Genomic DNA, 18,452 nt, shown 5'->3' with positions numbered 1-18,452 from the left:
AATTTATTACTAACCTATAAAACAATCGACTTATGAGATTAATTATTCAACCGGACTATCAGTCCGTATCTCAATGGGCTGCACATTACGTTGCTGCAAAAATAAAAGCTGCTAATCCAACTCCTGAAAAACCTTTTGTACTGGGTTGCCCTACCGGATCTTCTCCTTTGGGTATGTACAAAGCGTTGATTGACTTGAATAAGAAAGGAATCGTTTCTTTCCAAAATGTAGTAACATTCAATATGGATGAATATGTAGGATTGCCGAAAGAACATCCTGAAAGTTACTATTCTTTTATGTGGAACAACTTCTTCGGTCATATCGACATCAAACCGGAGAACACCAATATCCTGAACGGTAATGCTCCCGACCTGGATGCTGAATGTGCACGTTACGAAGAAAAGATTAAGTCTTATGGCGGTATCGACTTGTTTATGGGGGGTATCGGTCCTGACGGACATATCGCTTTCAACGAACCGGGTTCTTCTCTGACTTCACGCACTCGTCAGAAAACATTGACAATGGATACAATCATTGCCAACTCTCGTTTCTTTGATAATGACATCAACAAAGTTCCCAAGACTTCATTGACAGTGGGAGTGGGTACAGTACTTTCTGCAAAAGAAGTGATGATTATCGTTAATGGTCATAGCAAGGCACGTGCTTTGTATCACGCAGTAGAAGGCTCTATCACACAGATGTGGACTATCAGTGCTTTACAGATGCATGAAAAGGGTATCATTGTTTGTGACGATGCTGCTACCGTAGACCTGAAAGTGGGTACTTACCGCTACTTTAAAGATATCGAATCTGCTCACTTGGATCCTGAATCTTTGATTAAGTAAGAATAGTATAGACGCTATAAAGAATGGGCTGCATCAGTGATAAACCGATTGCAGCCCATTTTTGTATAATAGAATATCAGGTAGAAGAGTTAATTTTCTTCCAACCAACCTTTTCCCTGACGGACAATTTCCGGTTCGTCCTCCGTGCATTTTACGACAGTGGAAGGTTCTATTCCACCGATACCACCGTCAATGACCAAATCCACGATGTCACCGAACTTTTCGTCTATAAGTTCAGGATCAGTCATGTACTCTAAATCCTCATGTTCTTCATAAGGCAGGGTAGTGGTCATAATCGGAGCATCGAGCAGTCGGGCAATCTCACGGATAATGTTATTGTCCGGCATACGGATACCCACTTCCTTCCGGTTACGGAAAATCTTGGGTAACCGATTCGTACCGTTCAGAATAAAGGTGAATGGTCCCGGAAGGTTATGCTTCATAAGTTTGAAGACGCTATTGTCTACTTTGGCATATTCACTGATACTACTCAAGTCATAACAGATGATAGACAGATTATTTTTCCGTGGGTCAATCTCTTTGATTCGGCAAATCCGTTCTATGGCACGTTCTTTCAGACCGTGGCAGCCGATGGCATACATCGTATCGGTGGGATAGATGATAAGTCCGCCGTCATTCAGGATATCAATGACACGTTGTAAATCCTGCGGGTTATTATTTTTATCATATAGCTTCAGAAGCATAACCTCTTTTCCTTCCCTTATTCTTTATTTAAGTTTCTTTTTTAAGAAATCCAATGCCTTTTCAGCAGCCTTCTCCGTCACTTTCTGTTTGATGGAATCCTTATTGGCAGTAGCGGCAGAGTCCAATCCAAGCTTCTGACCGAGTTTGCTGATAGCTTCGTCGGCTACGGCTTCAACAGCTTGGTTTGCCATACTCTTCGTATCGACGCTGACTTTCGGAGAAGTAAATGAACCACCGATTTTCAAATCGAGAGTCATTAACTTGGAGATATTCCCCACGGATGCAGGTAACTTAATCTTTCCTGTGTAATCAATGGTTTGGTCGAGTCCTGTGCTACCGGAAAGATTCAGGTTATAATCGCCCATCTTGATATCGAAAGGTTTCGTTTCTACCCGTCCTTCTTTGATAGTGAAATCCAAAGTCATATCTTTCACTTTCATGTCTTTCAGGCTCGGTTGATTCACTGCATCAGCGATTTGGTCGATAGCTTTTACTCCGCTTAAACTAAGGTCACGGGTAGAAAGACTACCGTCCCCTTGCATCGTATCCAGTACGGGGCTCATTGCTGCATCCAAGTCCGTCAACACATTGATGCTGCCGGAGAAATTTCCTTTCAGGTTTTCAAAGATAGGAGCCATCTTCTGTACCATATCCAACTCCTTGTAGGCTTGCGCAAAACCAATGTTCGTCAGTTTGAATCCGGCTTTCAATTCCGGCTTCTTCGCGTTGGCAGTAGAATAATATCCGTTCATTACCACATTTCCGCCCATGGTACTCATGGATAAATTCTTCATGTCTACTTTACCGTCTTTTACAACGAGTTTGCCATTCATATTGTTGAAAGACATCTTGTCGAATAATACCTGTTTCAGGTTTGCATCCATTTGGAAGTCAATGTTACGCGGCACTTCAACAACTCCGGTGGCTGTGGCTACGAAATCTGTAGCTGCCGCATCCGATGTAGCGGCTTCATCCGTAGAAGCAGTCATAAAATCATTCAAATTGAAATAGTTGGAATGAATATTCAGTGTACCTTTCAGAGTAGTTCCTTTCAGGACATAACCGATGTAGTTTTCAAACCGGCTATCGGCAGTAATGTCATTCTTTCCGATATTGACAGTCGTTTCACTCAACTGAAGATACTTCGGAGTGAAAGTGAAAAGCGACTTCTTAATCTCTACGTCCGGTATATCCTTCATTTTAAGCTTCATACCTGTCAGGCCGATAGTGCCGGAAGCCTGCATACGTTCGTACTGCTCCTGTTCGATATAGGAAAGACGTCCCGACATTTGCATATCGGCGTCGATTGTTCCGTTTAATTCCATATCTCCAAGCGGATATACCTGCTTAATCATTCCCAGGTTGAGAATCCCTTTCGCTTCGGCTTTAAAGTCCGGGTCGCTGATTGGAGTCTTCACGTTAGCAGTCAGACAGAACGGATTTCCTGCCAGACGGAAGCTGAACGGATTAATGTCAACGGTAGTCTGGTCGATATTTCCCCCAGGATTCTGAACGTTGGCACTGATATTGATTTGGTCTACTCCTGCCGGTAAAGCCGGATAGCGGAACATAGCATTCTTGACTTGCATATCAATATTGAATGCAGGTACCGTATCTCCTTGCAGAATACCTTTGGCCGTTGCGGTAAGGGTAGCTGTTCCGTCGGTTTTCAGACTAGAGAATTCCGTAGCGTAGATGGCAGGAATTAACGAAAGAATTTCTTTGAAACCAATATCATTCGTATTGAGTTTCAAATCCATGTCGATAGCCGGGTCTTTCAAAGCAACCCAACCGTCGATACCGGCCTGAATAGCATTCAAACGAATCGTATTATCCTTTAATGTATATTTATTGTTGGCAAGGTCGGCATCTACATCCATTTTTGCGGAGATATTGGCATTTGCCAGGAAAGGAATCCCGTTCATCTTGTAAGTCAAGGATTTGGTTTCCGCTTCCAGCTTCAAAGTAGTGCGTTCGCTTCCCAAATCTCCTGAGCAAATAGCATTAAAGTCGCGAATATCAGCATACATTTTGCCTTGCTGGTCATCATAAACCAAATTCATGTTCTTGATAACGAAACGTTGCAACTTCACTTTGAAAGGTGAAGATTCTTCCTCTGCGGCAGGCGTTTCGGCAGTCGCCGTTGTATCCGGTTTCATAATATCCCAGTTGACTTGCCCATCCGGCAATACAATGGCATGCAGGCGGGTATCTTCAATGAATATTTTGGAAATATCATAGCCGCTATCTCCGAATAATGAGAACAGATTGATAGCCGCAGTAACCTCACCGGCTTGTACAAGGGTATCGTTAGCGAATTCTCCTGTACCTTTCAGCCAGAAATCTTCGAGAGTGACAGAAGCCTGTGGGAAGTTACGGAACAGGCTAATGTTGAGTTTCTTAAAGTCGAATTGTGCGTTGAGCATCTTGTTGCCTTCTGTTTTTACGATATCGGCTATCTTACCTTGGAAGGCGAAAGGGAGAAGGAGCATCAGAATGATAATGACTCCTACGGTGATAGCTGCGATTTTCAAACCTTTTTTCATTTGCTTTTATTTTAAGTGTTTATCGGATAAACAACGAACAAAACTAATAAAACTTTTTGATTAACAGAGCCTTACTCTTGAAAAAAAAGTCATTATTAAACAACAATAAGATTTGAACATGTAGAAAAGGGAAGATAGTGATTGCATACCTCTTCGCCAGACAGTTCAGATGTATAGTGGGAGTGAAGAAATTCATTTTTGCACCGAAAGGAGTAAATTTCTATTTTCTACATAAGGTTTAAAAAACAGATTTTATCTGCCATCTGCAACAAAATCGCTATATACTATTGACAATTAATACTTTAAAGCGTTGCAGATACCTGTTGCAGATGGTTGCAGATAAAGTTATCTGCAACACGTGTAATCGAAGAAAACAGAGCTGGTAGATAAACAGTAATTAAACGTAGGCTGAGTAAGCTACACGTGTAAGCTGACAGAGCGTTTCATCAGGAGAAACAAAGTGTTTGCTACCTTGAAACAAAATGTTCGACGCCTTGAAACAAAGTGTTCGCTACTTTGAAACAAACTGTTTTAAGGCATTGAAACAAACTGTTCAACTTATTGAAACAAACTGTTCCAAGCCATTGGAACAAGTTGAAACTGCCCGCAAATTAAAAGACTCTATCGGAGAATGGTAGAGAGAAAGTAATGGTGTTGCAGATACCTTTATCTGCCACCATCTGCAACAGGTATCTGCAACGCTTTAAAGTGTTTATTATCAGCAGTATATAGCTGTTTTGTTGCAGATGGCAGATAAATTTTGTTTTTTAAACTTTGTGTAGAAGGGAGAGAATTGTTCCTTTTCGTACATTTATGAATTAACTCCGCCAAAAGGGCAGTCCTATTTCCCTTTTTTCTTTTTGAGTTCCTCCGCAATTCTCCATTGCAAGGCGGCTTCTCCTTCTTTCCCTATTTTCAGTAGGGCATCACCGAACAGTTCATGCGCACCGGCATGCTCCGGTTTCAGACTTGTCGCTTTGTCCAAATCTGCAATTGCTCCTTCCGTATCCTCTGTTCTTAATCGGAGTTTTCCCCGGTTGTAAACAGCCTTGAAGTTTGCGGGATGAAGGTTTACAGCTGTATTGAAACAGTTTTCCGCATCAAAATATTCTTTGTTGTTGAAGAGGGTAATTCCTTTTCGTATCCAGGCGTCTACATAGTTCGGGTCGAGACTGAGCGCCTTGTCGTAATTGGCGAGGGCGGCACGAGGGTCATGTGCTTGGGTGATACATTCGTTACCCATCAATAAATATTCATGGGCATATTGTCGCAGACGCTCCTGTTGTTCCCGCATTTGTTCCTTGAGTTTTTTATTCTGCTCTTTCAGCGTGTTTATGACACCGAGCTTACGGCGGATCAAACGTCGGGGAACAGGCTTTTCAATATCATAGCGGGAATGGATAGCACGGAAGAACTGTTCCAGGCACTCTTCCATATCCCCTTTGTCGAAAGCACGAGCGGCTGCGACATATTGCACATCGGCTTGAGCCTGCTTTAATGCTTTATCAATGGCTTGACGATTATTGAAACGTCCCGCAAAGTTCACAATCTCGGGACGGACGAAAACATCTGCCCGGTTGATAGGTTTCTTGAGTTGAATACCATCCAGTGAAGTGCAGCGGCTGAGCGCAACATACGCTTGTCCGCCTGCGAATACCCCACCTGTAAAGTCAATTACCACCCGGCTGAAAGTCAGTCCCTGACTTTTATGAACAGTAATCGCCCAAGCCAACCGAATCGGATATTGGGTGAAACTGCCCAATACTTCTTCTTCTATTTCTTTGGTCTTCTCGTTGTAGCGGTAACGGATATTGCGCCATGAATCACGTTTTACATCACATTCTTTTCCGTCATCAGTGATAACGTATATCGTTTCCTCTTCTTCGTCGATGCCGGCAATGACGCCAATAGTACCGTTTACCCATCGGCGGTCGAAATCATTCTTGATAAAGATAATCTGTGCACCGGGTTTGAGTACAAGCTCTTGTGAGGTAGGCAAACTGCTTTCGGGAAAATCCCCTTCGATAACTCCTTCAAAAGTAATCGAATCTCCCGGAAGCTCAGCCAGTTTCTTTTCGTTGATTGCGTCTACCGTATCCCTTCGGGTAGCAAGCGTGATATACATATCCGCTTCCGCTTCTTCAATCTGACTTCCATAGCGGGTATTCAGCAGTTGCAAGTCCGCAGCTCCGGCGGTATTGGTACGGATATGGTCGAGTACACCGACAAAAACAGGGTCAGTCTGCCGATAGACCTTTTGCAGTTCGATAGACACTAAATCTATCTGTCCGAATACCCGTGCCGAGAAAAAGTAAGGAGTGGGATAGAAGCGATTCAATATTTCCCGTTCATCGTTCTTCACGACAGGTTCTAACTGAAAAACATCGCCTACCAATAACAACTGTTTTCCACCGAAAGGCTCGCGTAAGTTATGGGAATATACGCGCAAGATACGGTCGATAGCATCAATAATATCCGCCCGTACCATTGAAATCTCGTCGATAATAACCAGTTCTATCTGTTCCAGTAACTTCCGGTGTGGTTTGGTATATTTAAAAAACTCGTGGATACGTCCCCGTTGAAGGCTTAGATTCGGGTCGTCCGGCAATAGCGGATAGAAAGGTAACTTGAAGAAACTATGCATAGTACTTCCACCGGCATTGATTGCGGCAATACCAGTCGGCGCAAGTACGATATGCTTCTTTTTCGTATTTTCGCAGACATAACGCAGGAATGTAGATTTCCCTGTACCCGCCTTTCCGGTTAGAAAAACCGATTGGCGTGTATATTGAATCAGGTTCAGGGCATCCTGAAACTCAGCGTTGTTAGTGTCTACGCTCATTCTTGTAAATACGGTAAATCCTTTTTATTCTGTTTATTCAATGATTCCGAAATACTTCATTGCTTTGCTGATTCCGTCCTCGTCAATAGGCGCCGTCACGTAGTCGGCAGCCGCCTTGACGTCCTCTTTAGCTTGTCCCATAGCTATTCCGATAGCTGCATGGCGAAGCATACTGATATCGTTTCCACCATCTCCGAATGCCATCGTATCTTCCAGTTTTATATCAAAGTAGCGGATTATTTCATCAATTCCCTTTTGCTTTGTATCTCCTTTGGCAGTGACGTCGGCAAACGACGGATACCAGCGGCCTATTTCACAAGTAGGGATAGAAGGGCGTATTTTCTTTTCTTCTTCCTCATTGATAAAAGGAGTCATTTGTATAATCTCCCTGCTTGTCGCTTCTTCGAAAGAGACAGTCGGGATCACATTCACGTGCAGGAAATCATAGAAAATCTTTTTGACCATGTCATCCGGTTGGCAGACAGAGATGTTATGCTCTTCTACAAAGATACAAGGAACTCCTTTCTTCTCGCAGAAAGCACCCATGGCTTTTACCTCCTCTTGTGGGATAGTACTTTTATAAATCACTTGCTCGCCGACAAAACAATAAGCTCCGTTCATGGTTATATATCCATCAATGAGATTCCGGTCTTGTAGTTCGGACAGATTGTTGATGATGGCTTTCGGGCGTCCGGTAGCGATAAATATTTTCAGTCCTTTTGCACGGGCAGCCTCCAAAGCTTCGATGGTAGAAGACGGGATGCGGTGAGTTTTAAAACTAACCAAAGTTCCGTCTATATCAAAAAATAATGCTTTCGTCATAGATTCCTTTTTGAATTGAGTACAAATGTACTACTTTTGTCTCACATAACATAACAACATCATGCAGTATGAAGTATAATTTTGATGAAATAATAGACCGTAACGGTACAGATTCCGTTAAATGGGACAGTGTAGAAGGTCGTTGGGGACGCAAGGACCTGATTCCTATGTGGGTAGCTGATATGGATTTCCGCACAGCTCCTTTCGTGATAGAAGCTATAAAGAAACGCCTGTTGCATGAAGTGCTGGGATACACTTTTGCCTGCAAAGAATGGTCGGAATCCATTGTCAACTGGTTGCAAGCACGCTACGGATGGACAGTGGACAAGGAAATGCTGACGTTCACTCCCGGCATTGTACGTGGACTGGCTTTTGTCATCCACTGTTTTACGCAAAAAGGAGATAAGGTCATGGTGATGCCCCCTGTGTATCATCCTTTCTTTTTGGTTACTCAAAAGAATGAACGCGAGGTGGTATTCAGTCCGTTAGTATTGAAAGATGGGCAATATTATATCGACTTTGACCGCTTCCGTCAAGATATTCAAGGTTGTAAATTGCTTATCCTAAGCAATCCTCACAATCCCGGCGGACGTGTGTGGACAAAAGAAGAACTTTCTCAAATAGCCGATATTTGCTACGAAAACGGCACATTAGTCATTTCCGATGAAATTCATGCCGACTTGACTTTACCGCCTTACAAGCATCCTACTTTCGCTCTTATTTCAGAGAAAGCACAAATGAACTCACTTGTCTTTATGTCTCCAAGTAAAGCATTCAATATGCCGGGACTGGCAAGCTCTTATGTAATCATAGAAAATGAGGAACTCCGCCACCGTTTCAAGACTTATATGGAAGCAAGTGAATTTAGTGAAGGACATCTTTTTGCTTATTTGAGTGTAGCGGCTGCTTATAGTCATGGTACGGAATGGCTGGAACAAGTGATTGCCTATATCAAAGAAAATGTGGACTTTACAGAGAATTTCCTGAAAGAACATATTCCTGCCATCAAGATGATTCGTCCGCAAGCCTCTTACCTTATCTTCTTAGATTGTCGCGGATTAGGATTGAATCAGGAAGCATTGAACCGTCTTTTCACAGAAGATGCTCATCTGGCATTGAATGAGGGAACTACATTTGGTAAAGAGGGTGAAGGATTCATGCGGTTAAATATCGCTTGTCCCCGTGCTACGTTGGAACGGGCATTGAAACAATTGGAACAAGCAGTGACAGAATTAAAATAAATCGGCAAGAATTTATAGTTTTTTCATTTATAAGAGGCTATTATATCCCCCCTTCGGGGGGTAATTTTATTGTGCAATAATAACAAAGGAACGTCTTAAAAGTGGAAATGTTCTTTGTTTTTCCTGTATCTTAGGATTGTTTTCCGAATACTGTTTTAATCAGTATGCTGATATGTTTGTTTTGAAAGGTAAATAAAAAATGCTGTTCGTTTTTTCTTTTTTATCATACATAATTTCGCTTTCTTGCTTTAAAGGTCTATATTTGCAGATAGATACTTACTGTATTTAAGGTTGTAAAACAATGCGATGAGTCTGAAAGCTTAAATTTATCAGTTCTAATTTTTTATAAAAAGCGACAAATGAAACAAAACAATTTACACTACCTCGCAGATGACTCTGCATATTCAAAGAATGAACTTTCCGAATTGGCGCAAAACCAACTCTTGTTTGCGGAAAATATTTATGCTGCTATGCCCATGAGTATTGAAGTCTATGACATTAACGGCGTATTGCGCAAGATAAACGACAAGGCATTGGAAATGTACGGAGTCAGTGATCGGGAAACGGTAATAAATAAAGTCAATCTATTTGAAAGCCCCTATATGGACGAAGATGTAAAATCCAAGATGCAGAGGGGAGAGGAAGTTACTTTAGAATTCGAATATGATTTTGAACGTATAAACAACGATGCTTACTTCAGTAGTAAAAATACAAACTCTATAATTTATGAAGCACGGATAGTTCCGGTATTAAGTGATAAAGGAAACATCATCGGGTACATACTACTTTCTAATGATGTGACTAGCGTGAAAGAAGTGGAATTCCGTACAGAGGAAAGCAAGAAGAATTTGGAAATGGCCATGGAAGCAGCCAATATGGCATCATGGGTATATGATGTGCATAAGAAGACATTCAGTACCTTGTATGGAGATTCTCTGGCAAAAGAAACAATGTCACTGGAACAGATGCAAAGTGTGTTGCATCCGCAAGACCGTTTACATTTAATGCAACTTTTCTCTCAACTGATAAACAAGGAAACCCAGCAAGTGCAAACGACATTGCGTTTTTATAATAGAGAAGAGAGACAGTACCGCTTTTACGAAAGCCGAATGCGTTTATCTTCCGAACATCGGGGAAAATTGTTAATTATCGGTACTCAGATGGATGTAACGGAGAAAGTACAAATGTTGAAAAAAACGCAAGACCTTATAACAAAGCGTGAACTTGCTATGCAGGTCAGCAATATCGTGCATTGGGATTTCGATATAAATACCCGAAAATTTGAATCCTACAATGACCCTATCAATGATTATGCTCCCAATAAACTTGTGAGTGTCGAAGAATTTCAAAACGTCGTACATCCCGACGACCGTTCTACCTATTTCGACGCCATGCAATCCATGCTTTCGGGGGAAAACCAGACGGTTAATTTCACCTGCCGCATACAGACAAAGTACGACACTGCATGGCAGTATTGCAATGTTATCGGTGTTCCTTTCGAACAGGACGAAAACGGAAAGACCATACGTTATACCGGTTTCCGCCAAAACATTTCTAAACTGCATCGGTTGAACGAAGAACTCAAAGAGAGAAATTACAAAATGGATCTCACCTTCAAAACCGTCGGGATGTCTTATTGGGACTTTGATGTGATATGCCAGCAATTCACTGCGTTTAATGATCCTGTGAACGATTATCACCCGGAGACTCCGATTTCTATCGACCAATATGTGAGTGCCGCCCATCCGGACGATGCGGATGCAGTGCGCAAACATTTCGAAAGTATGGTTCAGGGTAAAGAGCATGAATTTAGTTTCCAATATCGTTCAAAGACAAAGTGGGATAAAGAATGGCAGACCCTAATCATTACCGGCGTTCAGGTGGAGAAAGACAAGAGAGGTAGAACAATCCGCTACACTGGCATCAGCTTCAACAATACCAAATGGGAGAAGATGGCACAACAACTTGTGGAACTTAAAGAAAAAGCCGAGTTGTCCGATCGTCTCAAATCGGCGTTTCTCGCCAACATGAGCCACGAAATACGTACTCCGCTGAATGCCATAGTTGGCTTCTCCGGCTTGATGGTGGATTGTGACAATCCCGAAGAGAAGAAAGAATACCTGAGTATTATTGAATCAAACAACGAATTGCTGTTACGACTGATTAATGACATTCTTGACCTTTCCAAGATCGAGTCGGGTATTCTTGAACGTAAGAGAGAAGAGTTTAATCTTGCAAAAGTAGCCAGTGAGCTTTACACCATAATTCAACCGAAAATCACTAATCCGAATGTTGAGTTCTGTTTGGATTACCCTATTCAAAATTGCTGGGTAAAACTGGATAGAAACCGGCTTAAACAGGTATGGACGAATTTCCTTACCAATGCCGTAAAATGTACTTATGACGGACAAATAAAAATGGGATTTGGTATTGAGAACGGTGGTATAAGGTTCTATGTGGAAGATTCGGGTGTCGGGATCCCGACAGAATTGCAAGACAGGGTGTTCGGACGATTCCAGAAACTTAATGAATTTGCACAAGGAACAGGACTCGGATTGGCTATTTCAAGAGCCATAGTCGAAGGTGCTGGGGGAAAAATCGGATTTACTTCTACCCCCGGTGTAGGCTCTACTTTCTGGGCATGGGTTCCGTGCGAAATAAACATGAAAGAAGATAATGAATCCCAAGTTACTGCCCAATCAGAACAAGCGACTTCTTCAAAGCCATCAAGCTCTTTAAAAGAAAAAGACTACGGAAAATGGAGAATTCTGATTGCCGAAGACAATGATAGCAATTATTCGTTAGTAAAACATATCCTTAAAGAATATCAAATCACCCGTGTAGTGAACGGAGTAGAAGCGGTGGAAAAAGTACGAAGCGACAAGTTCGATATTGTTCTTATGGATATGAAGATGCCAATTATGGGAGGCTTGGAAGCGACACGGAAAATCAGGGAACTGAATCCTGTTATCCCCATTATTGCGCTTACCGCTAATGCCTTCGATACTGACAAAGTAGACGCTATGGAAGCAGGATGTAATGCATTTCTGACAAAGCCCTTGAAGAAGGAACAATTATTTGAACTTTTTTCTCTAATGAATTAGCAATGAAATAATACCAATGCTCCTGAAGCGTGTACTTTGATTGTTACATAGTCGTCACTTGAAAAATAGACTTTTTTAAGTGACGACTATGTAACAGAAAGAAATCAACTAAATACAGACACTTAGTGCTGCATAAAATCTACCGGAATTAACCGTACTTCACCATTCAGCCCGGAAGGCAAAGGACTCCAATGCCCGTAATTGGCCGGACGATAGTTCAAATCTACAATATTGATTTCTTTGAATTTGCGCCACTGTACCCCCTGTCTGTCCGATTCTGCAATTCGATTCGCAGGGAGATTTGTGACTTCTATTTCGATGTGGTTTTTTCCGGGTTTTAAGAATTGCCCTACCTTTAGCTGATACGGCACTGCCCATGCACATCCCGCTTCCTGTCCGTTGATGCGGACACGGGCACTTTCGCGTACATCACCCAAATCAAGTATCCACTCGTCAGCCTGCAAAGCCGGTAATTCGATGTCTAAAGAATAAACACCGCTTCCCATGTTGATTTTGGCTGCCGGATGGTCGATGCCTGTCCATGAGCAGGGGCGGTCAATCTCAAATGTGCCTTGTATTTCCGGTTTGCTTTCGGCAAAGTGCAACTTCCAACCATGGTCTAACCTAAGGCTGAACGGTTGTTCTTTGAGATACTTCCACGGTTTGGATACCTGCAAAGGCTGTTGGTATGTTTGCAGGATAACCGATTCACCGGATTTTAATTGCAGATATACCTGCGTCCTGCCATCCGCTTGACGTACTTTTGCTTCCCCACATTCTCCGGTCATCGGATTGAAGAGGGCGGCTGCGGTTGCATTCGTTCCCAATGTCACCCAACCGTCTATTCCTTTGTTTTGCAAAGAAGAGATAAAGTAATGATGTCCCGTATCATTCACTCTGCGAATCGTTTGCAGACCGAATTTAGTTTTCATTTCTTCAGATGGAATATTACAACTGGCTAATGTACGTGCATAATCCGTTCCCGTGATAATCTTTCCCTTTCCAACCGGAGTGACGGTCGTTTCAGAGAAAGAGACAGACGGAAGTTGCTGAAGCGTACGTTGGTAACTCTTACGTTTCTGCTCCAACTGACTGTATCCCGGCACATCTGTCGGGTAATTCTCCAGGAATACGATGTTAGCCCCTTGTTTGGCAAGTTCCAAAAGGTGTGCGAGGACATCATCCGGCATTAGATGAGCGGCAGGTACTACCAATGCTTTGTATGCGGTTCCGCCCGAAGTGACCAACTGTCCGTCCTTGAAACGGGTGCTGCGGATAAAATTGTCAGAAATATAATCACCGTCATAACCGCTGTTGTTGATACGGTGGATGGCGTCGATAAATTTGGGAGCCAACTTATCCATATGATGGATGGTGAATAACAACAATCGTCCCGGTTGCTCGTTCCACATATCGTATACCGGAAGATAAATCAGGAAATCATTGTCCGGTCGTCCCATTTGCAGAAAGCTCTGACAACGGGTGATATAACTGAAGAACGAAGGAGCGTCGCGCCAGATATTGTTTGTCGGGCTCATGTTGATAGAAGCATAGAACAGCCAACCCGGCCATTCGGCTTCTTTCGGAGAATATGGAGTCCCGTGAAAGAACATATGGTTGACACCGGAAACGAACATCAAATCCATGTCCGGTTTGCATTGCGAGAGGGAGGTACGGAAATGCTCCGTCAACCACGTGAATGTTTCGGAAGAAGTATAGGTTTTTCCCGCAATGTGTGCAGCCGAAGAGGCATATTTCAACATGGATAAGTCCGAATCATTCTTCTTGGTCAATGAATCCTGGCGCAGTCCCTCGATATGGAACTGTGAAAGTCCGAACCCCTCACATTCGGGAATGTCTACGGCTGCATAAATATCAATCAGGTTGCCGGGCGAGCCGTGTGCCTGGTTGCGGGTGATACTGCCGTTCTTGTGTGCCCAGTCCGTCCATTGATGGGTGAAATTCTCCAATAATAAGTCGGAAATCGTTTCCCGATAGTCGGACAGGATACGCCTGCTGACTTCCGGACGGCTTTCGTCCAGAAACTCAGGGAAATGCTCTTCCAGTTTATATCCCCGGCGACGGGCGAATTGTTCGAGAAAATCATCCGTCCAGTCCGCTTGATACACTTCGTAAGAGTCATTGAAGAAAGTATGCGGGTACTTCGTCTTGCTACTTTTGAATGCACGGTCGAATCGGGAAAGATAGTTCTTCACGGCCTTTTTAGAAAGATGGTTCATCACATACCCCTCGCCACCGGGAGCGGCACGTTTCACTTTCTGACGTGTCTTGCCTGTATAAAGGGCTACTATCTCCCATTTACCGGCAGGAGCGTTCCATTGCAACTTATCTTTCCTGACATGGGAAGTCAGATTCACACATCGCCCGTTTTCGTCATAAGCCATCACACGGCTCAGTACGGAAGATGGCTGCTGTTTGGGGTCGGTCACATGAATATCCTGCACGATTTCCTTTCCACCTTCTATCTCGTAAGTCTGGAAAATAGCTTTGGTAGCAGCGTCTTCGATACTGACTTCCGGTCCACCGAAAGGCCAGCCCGTTCCCGTATTCATATCAATTTCGATGCCCGTGCGCTTACCTTCCGCCTGGGTATGTCTGAACACTTCCATCCAACGGGGAGAGAGGAACTGAATATCATTTGCGTCATTTCCCTGCACACCGTAGATAGGAGTAATTTCCACCGCACCCATTCCGGTGCGGGCATATTCTTCCAGGTTGTACGTCAGGTTCTTTTCGTCTACGCCATTTCCCAGCCACCACCATCGGGTGCCGGGACGTGCTTCTGCCGGAGCATCCGGCCATTGTTGTGCCTGCATCACTCCGCCTGTTGCAAGCAGACAGAGAATTATAATTTGCTTCTTATTCATCATTCTTTCGGTGTGTTATAATAGTCTATGCTTTCTGCGTCATCGGTTACAAAAAGCGGTCGTCTGTCCGGCTTTTCAAAGTGGAAGCGGATGCCGTCGAAAGTAATATTCCGGGCATGGCGGATATAAAATCCTTTGGCGGGAATCGTGCCGAACATCCACGGTTCGGGATATACTTCTTCCTGTTCGGGCGGAACGCGTTTGCCATCCTCTTCGCTGTAACCACCTTTATAATAGAGGTGAATATTCCGGAAAGTCACATCCTCGATGCAAGCTCCCGGCACACCGCTGATGATGGAAGCATAGCGGCTGTCCGCGTTCCACACATTTATATCACTGATAAGGATACGCTTCATACTCCCTACCGGCGTACCTTCGGGACTGCGCATACGCGAACCCAACCGGAGAAAAATAGGAGCATTGACAATATCCCTCATGGTAATATTACTGATTACAATATCTTCCAGACGTCCGCCGTCCACGGTTTCCAACGCCAATCCTCTGCAATGCTCAAAGATACAGTTCGTAATAGCGATATTGCGGAAACCACCACTGCTTTCCGTACCGAACTTGATACGTCCGGTGCGGTAACCATGGTCGGGAGCCTGCGGTTCATCCAGTTGCCAGGTACTGTCCAGTACACTACCCTGGTCGAATCCGCTCACATAACAATCGCTGATAGTCACATTCTCCGTATCTTGAAAACGTCCCAACCCATACGAAGCTTTCAGTACGATGGCATCATCCCACGGAGAATTTACCGTGCATTGGCTGATACGTACATTCCGGCAACAGTCAATGTCGAATCCGTCACGGTTGGTATCCACTTTCAGATTCAGAATCGTCAGATGGTCTACACCGGTAGCAAGCAGGGCGAAATGTCCGCAATGGAGCATGGACAAATCTTTTAGCGTCACATTCCGGCAGTCTTTCAGACTGATAGCCTTGTTGCCCACACCCGGCAGGCGACTCTCTTCACGTGTCAACCCCTTACCGTAGATAAGTCCGGGGCCGCTGATAGTTATATTCTCCAGTCCGATTCCCCAAATCAAGGAGTTTTTCCAATGGCTGTGTCCGAAGTCCTGGTATTTAGTATGTTCGTTTGGTTCGGCAGTATCATATCCTTCCTCTTTTCCGGGAAAGGCGGCGATAATGCGTGTCCCTTGTTCCAAGTACAGGTGAATATTACTTTTTAACCGGATGGAATAGCAGGCATACTCTCCGGCAGGCAGATAAACCGTTCCGCCGCCGGCTTGTGCGGCAGCTTCAATGGCACTGTTGATAGCGGGAGAATCAATTGTCTTTCCATCCGCTTTGGCTCCGAAGTCTTTGACGTTGTAGATGGCTGCATAGGTATAGATGCAACCTATCAGGAGACTGAATAGTAAATAAATCCTTTTCATTTTTTGTCGATTTGGGCAAAAATATCCGGTAACATATAATAGTTATAATCCGCTTTCTCATTCTGTTCGTAGAAGCAGAAGTAAATCTTGCTGTCGGGAACGAGCGGGCAACGGCCTGCCAGTACGGGACGGTCTGTCCGTTTTCCCGAGTTGTAGAGCGTCATGGGAGTTTCGTCCTTATGTCCGTCGCTTAAGCGGATGTCATCGGTAGGGGTGACTGCCTGCACTGTCCGCAGATTCATGCTTTCTCCGTAATAGCAGGTAAAAGCCTGTCCCTCTACACTGAATACGTTCACGTCCGAGTCCGGCTGGCAATCGCCGAAACTCCAGAATAGTACATCGGCTTTGGCGGTGGAAGCGACTTCCACTTCCAGTATAAATCCACGGGTATCGGGCAGGGCTTTCCATTGGAAAGTGATTCCCTGTATCTTTTCTTTCGGTTTCAGCCAGTGGCTTTCGTTTCCTTTCGATATTCCCAGCTTGAAGATACCGGCAGGCGGTGTCAGAGCCTGTGCTTGCGCATCAATGAGCAAGATTCCCAGCAGTGCGATGGTCAGGAGTTGTTTCAGCATAGTTGAATTTGATATTACTTTGTTCATTTTCCTTTAGTTCGATAGCGCCTTTTTCTGTCACGTCCAGTGTAATCTCCGATAGGTTGAAGTTCTTCGTGTAGCAGATTTTACCCGGTTTCCTGGTCTGTGCTTCGATGGCGTAAAGATAGAAATTTTCCAGACGCAAAGAGTCGTTCCAGCCTGAAGCAGAGATAAATTCATCCACATTTTCCGCTTTAACCTTTGATACATATACGTTGCGGAAACGGGGGTAACCCTTTTCGGGTGGTTCTACGGGAGTCAGCATCACTTTCCAGTGTTCCGGGATATCCTTGCCTTCGTAATCTTTGGGCAGGGTGCTGTAACTATAACTGGGGTTCCAGTTCAAATCTGCTGCCAGGACGTGGCGGACGTTTTCGGCTTTTACACCGGTCATATAGATGTTTTCGATAGTACCGCCACGGTTCATGGCACTTTTCAAGCGGAGCACGGCTGAAGTGCCGATAGCTTCGAGGTTGTATCCCAATACGTTTCGGATGCTGCCGGAAGTTTCGCTGCCGCAGGTGATGAGGCCTGCGCCTTTACGGGCGATACAGTTGCGTATTACCACATTCTCCGTGGGGAGATTGACACGCAGACCATCCGCGTCGCGTCCGGATTTAATGCAGATGTTATCATCGTTGCAGTCGACATCGCAGTTCTCTATCAAGATGTTGGTGGACGAGTCGATGTCAATGCCATCCGTACTTGGGCCGTGACCGCCCAAGTTATTGTTAACCGTTAGTCCGTTGATGGTACAATAATTGGAGTAAAGAATCTGACATCCCCAAAAGCCGGTACGCATCAAGGTGAATCCTTCTAGAGTGACGTCCGAACTGCGTTCCACCAAGATACCCCGCACACGCTTGCAATCGTAGTCCACAATCCAGCGCAGACCTTTCGTTTCGTATTCCTTACGCATTTCCCAATATTTATCCCAAAAGACTTTTCCACGGCAGTCCAAAGTACCTTCTCCACTGACGGCGGCATTCTTTTCGTTGACAATGTTAATCACTGCCGCCGGCCATGTCATTTCGATACCTGCAATTCGCGAACGGAATTCGGGATAATGATGGATATGGGGACTGGCGAGCAGAGTGACCCCTTTTCCCAGTTGCAGGTTGACACCGCTTTTGATAAACAGTGCCCCTGTCTGATAATACCCGGGCTGAAGGGTGACTGTGCCACCGCCGGAGACTGCGCAGCTGTCGATTGCCTTTTGGATAGCTTCCGTGCTAAGTACTGTGCTGTCTGCTACTGCGCCAAAGGAATTAGCGGATAAAATAAGGTGATTCCCGGGAGTCCGGCGACTGCCTACGCTGTCAGCCCATGACAAATCGGGTTGTTGCGGTACCTGTCCCCATTCGAAGCTGTTGCTTCCCGCCTTTTGGGGCGGAGTACATGCTATGAACAACGTGCTTGCCAGGAGCAGGGAGAGGATGCTTCTACTTTTCATGTCGGTAATC

Annotated in this window: 11 protein-coding genes; 3 read left to right on the top strand and 8 right to left on the bottom strand. The window is 44.4% G+C overall.

What is annotated here, in order from left to right; all coding sequences use genetic code 11:
- The first annotated feature begins 32 nt into the window (after positions 1-32).
- The gene (gene nagB, locus HC965_RS14025) at positions 33-845 is read left to right on the top strand and encodes a glucosamine-6-phosphate deaminase (protein ID WP_191032051.1); all 813 of its coding nucleotides are present in this window, start codon (positions 33-35) and stop codon (positions 843-845) included.
- A gap of 89 nt (positions 846-934) precedes the next feature.
- On the opposite strand, the gene HC965_RS14020 is transcribed toward nagB, so the two are convergent.
- The 4 genes from HC965_RS14020 to HC965_RS14005 all read right to left on the bottom strand — a co-directional run bounded on the left by HC965_RS14020 (position 935) and on the right by HC965_RS14005 (position 7,760).
- Positions 935-1,549, bottom strand: coding sequence for an L-threonylcarbamoyladenylate synthase (locus HC965_RS14020; protein WP_175631197.1), 615 nt, complete (start codon positions 1,547-1,549; stop codon positions 935-937).
- A 24-nt stretch (positions 1,550-1,573) separates the two neighbouring features.
- Positions 1,574-4,096, bottom strand: coding sequence for an AsmA-like C-terminal region-containing protein (locus HC965_RS14015; RefSeq protein ID WP_191032050.1), 2,523 nt, complete (start codon positions 4,094-4,096; stop codon positions 1,574-1,576).
- Positions 4,097-4,937: 841 nt separating this feature from the next.
- Entirely contained in the window at positions 4,938-6,938 is a 2,001-nt protein-coding gene (locus tag HC965_RS14010; protein WP_191032049.1) for a tetratricopeptide repeat protein, read from the bottom strand.
- A gap of 33 nt (positions 6,939-6,971) precedes the next feature.
- Positions 6,972-7,760: a Cof-type HAD-IIB family hydrolase gene (locus tag HC965_RS14005; protein ID WP_191032048.1), complete on the bottom strand. Its 789-nt coding sequence runs from the start codon at positions 7,758-7,760 to the stop codon at positions 6,972-6,974.
- Positions 7,761-7,828: 68 nt separating this feature from the next.
- Between HC965_RS14005 and HC965_RS14000 the strand changes: the two genes are divergently transcribed.
- Positions 7,829-9,001, top strand: a complete 1,173-nt coding sequence (locus tag HC965_RS14000; protein ID WP_191032047.1) for a MalY/PatB family protein — start codon at positions 7,829-7,831, stop codon at positions 8,999-9,001.
- Between the two features lie 359 nt (positions 9,002-9,360).
- On the top strand, positions 9,361-12,105 hold the full coding sequence (locus HC965_RS13995) for a response regulator (RefSeq protein ID WP_191032046.1): 2,745 nt from the start codon (positions 9,361-9,363) through the stop codon (positions 12,103-12,105).
- A gap of 122 nt (positions 12,106-12,227) precedes the next feature.
- On the opposite strand, the gene HC965_RS13990 is transcribed toward HC965_RS13995, so the two are convergent.
- The 4 genes from HC965_RS13990 to HC965_RS13975 are packed head-to-tail and all read right to left on the bottom strand — an operon-like array spanning position 12,228 to position 18,442.
- Positions 12,228-14,996, bottom strand: a complete 2,769-nt coding sequence (locus tag HC965_RS13990; protein WP_191032045.1) for a glycosyl hydrolase — start codon at positions 14,994-14,996, stop codon at positions 12,228-12,230.
- Entirely contained in the window at positions 14,993-16,396 is a 1,404-nt protein-coding gene (locus HC965_RS13985) for a glycoside hydrolase family 28 protein (protein ID WP_191032044.1), read from the bottom strand. Before HC965_RS13985 ends, HC965_RS13990 begins: the two co-directional genes overlap by 4 nt.
- Positions 16,393-16,968, bottom strand: a complete 576-nt coding sequence (locus HC965_RS13980; RefSeq protein WP_191032043.1) for a DUF4450 domain-containing protein — start codon at positions 16,966-16,968, stop codon at positions 16,393-16,395. The genes HC965_RS13985 and HC965_RS13980 overlap by 4 nt, the downstream gene beginning before the upstream one ends.
- On the bottom strand, positions 16,919-18,442 hold the full coding sequence (locus tag HC965_RS13975) for a glycoside hydrolase family 28 protein (protein WP_191032042.1): 1,524 nt from the start codon (positions 18,440-18,442) through the stop codon (positions 16,919-16,921). Before HC965_RS13975 ends, HC965_RS13980 begins: the two co-directional genes overlap by 50 nt.
- Positions 18,443-18,452 lie beyond the last annotated feature (10 nt).

The organism is Bacteroides sp. GM023 (assembly GCF_014750685.1).
Taxonomy (GTDB): Bacteria; Bacteroidota; Bacteroidia; order Bacteroidales; family Bacteroidaceae; genus Bacteroides.
Note: the sequence above shows the minus strand (reverse complement) of the source record. Positions and strands in the feature narration are given on the sequence as shown.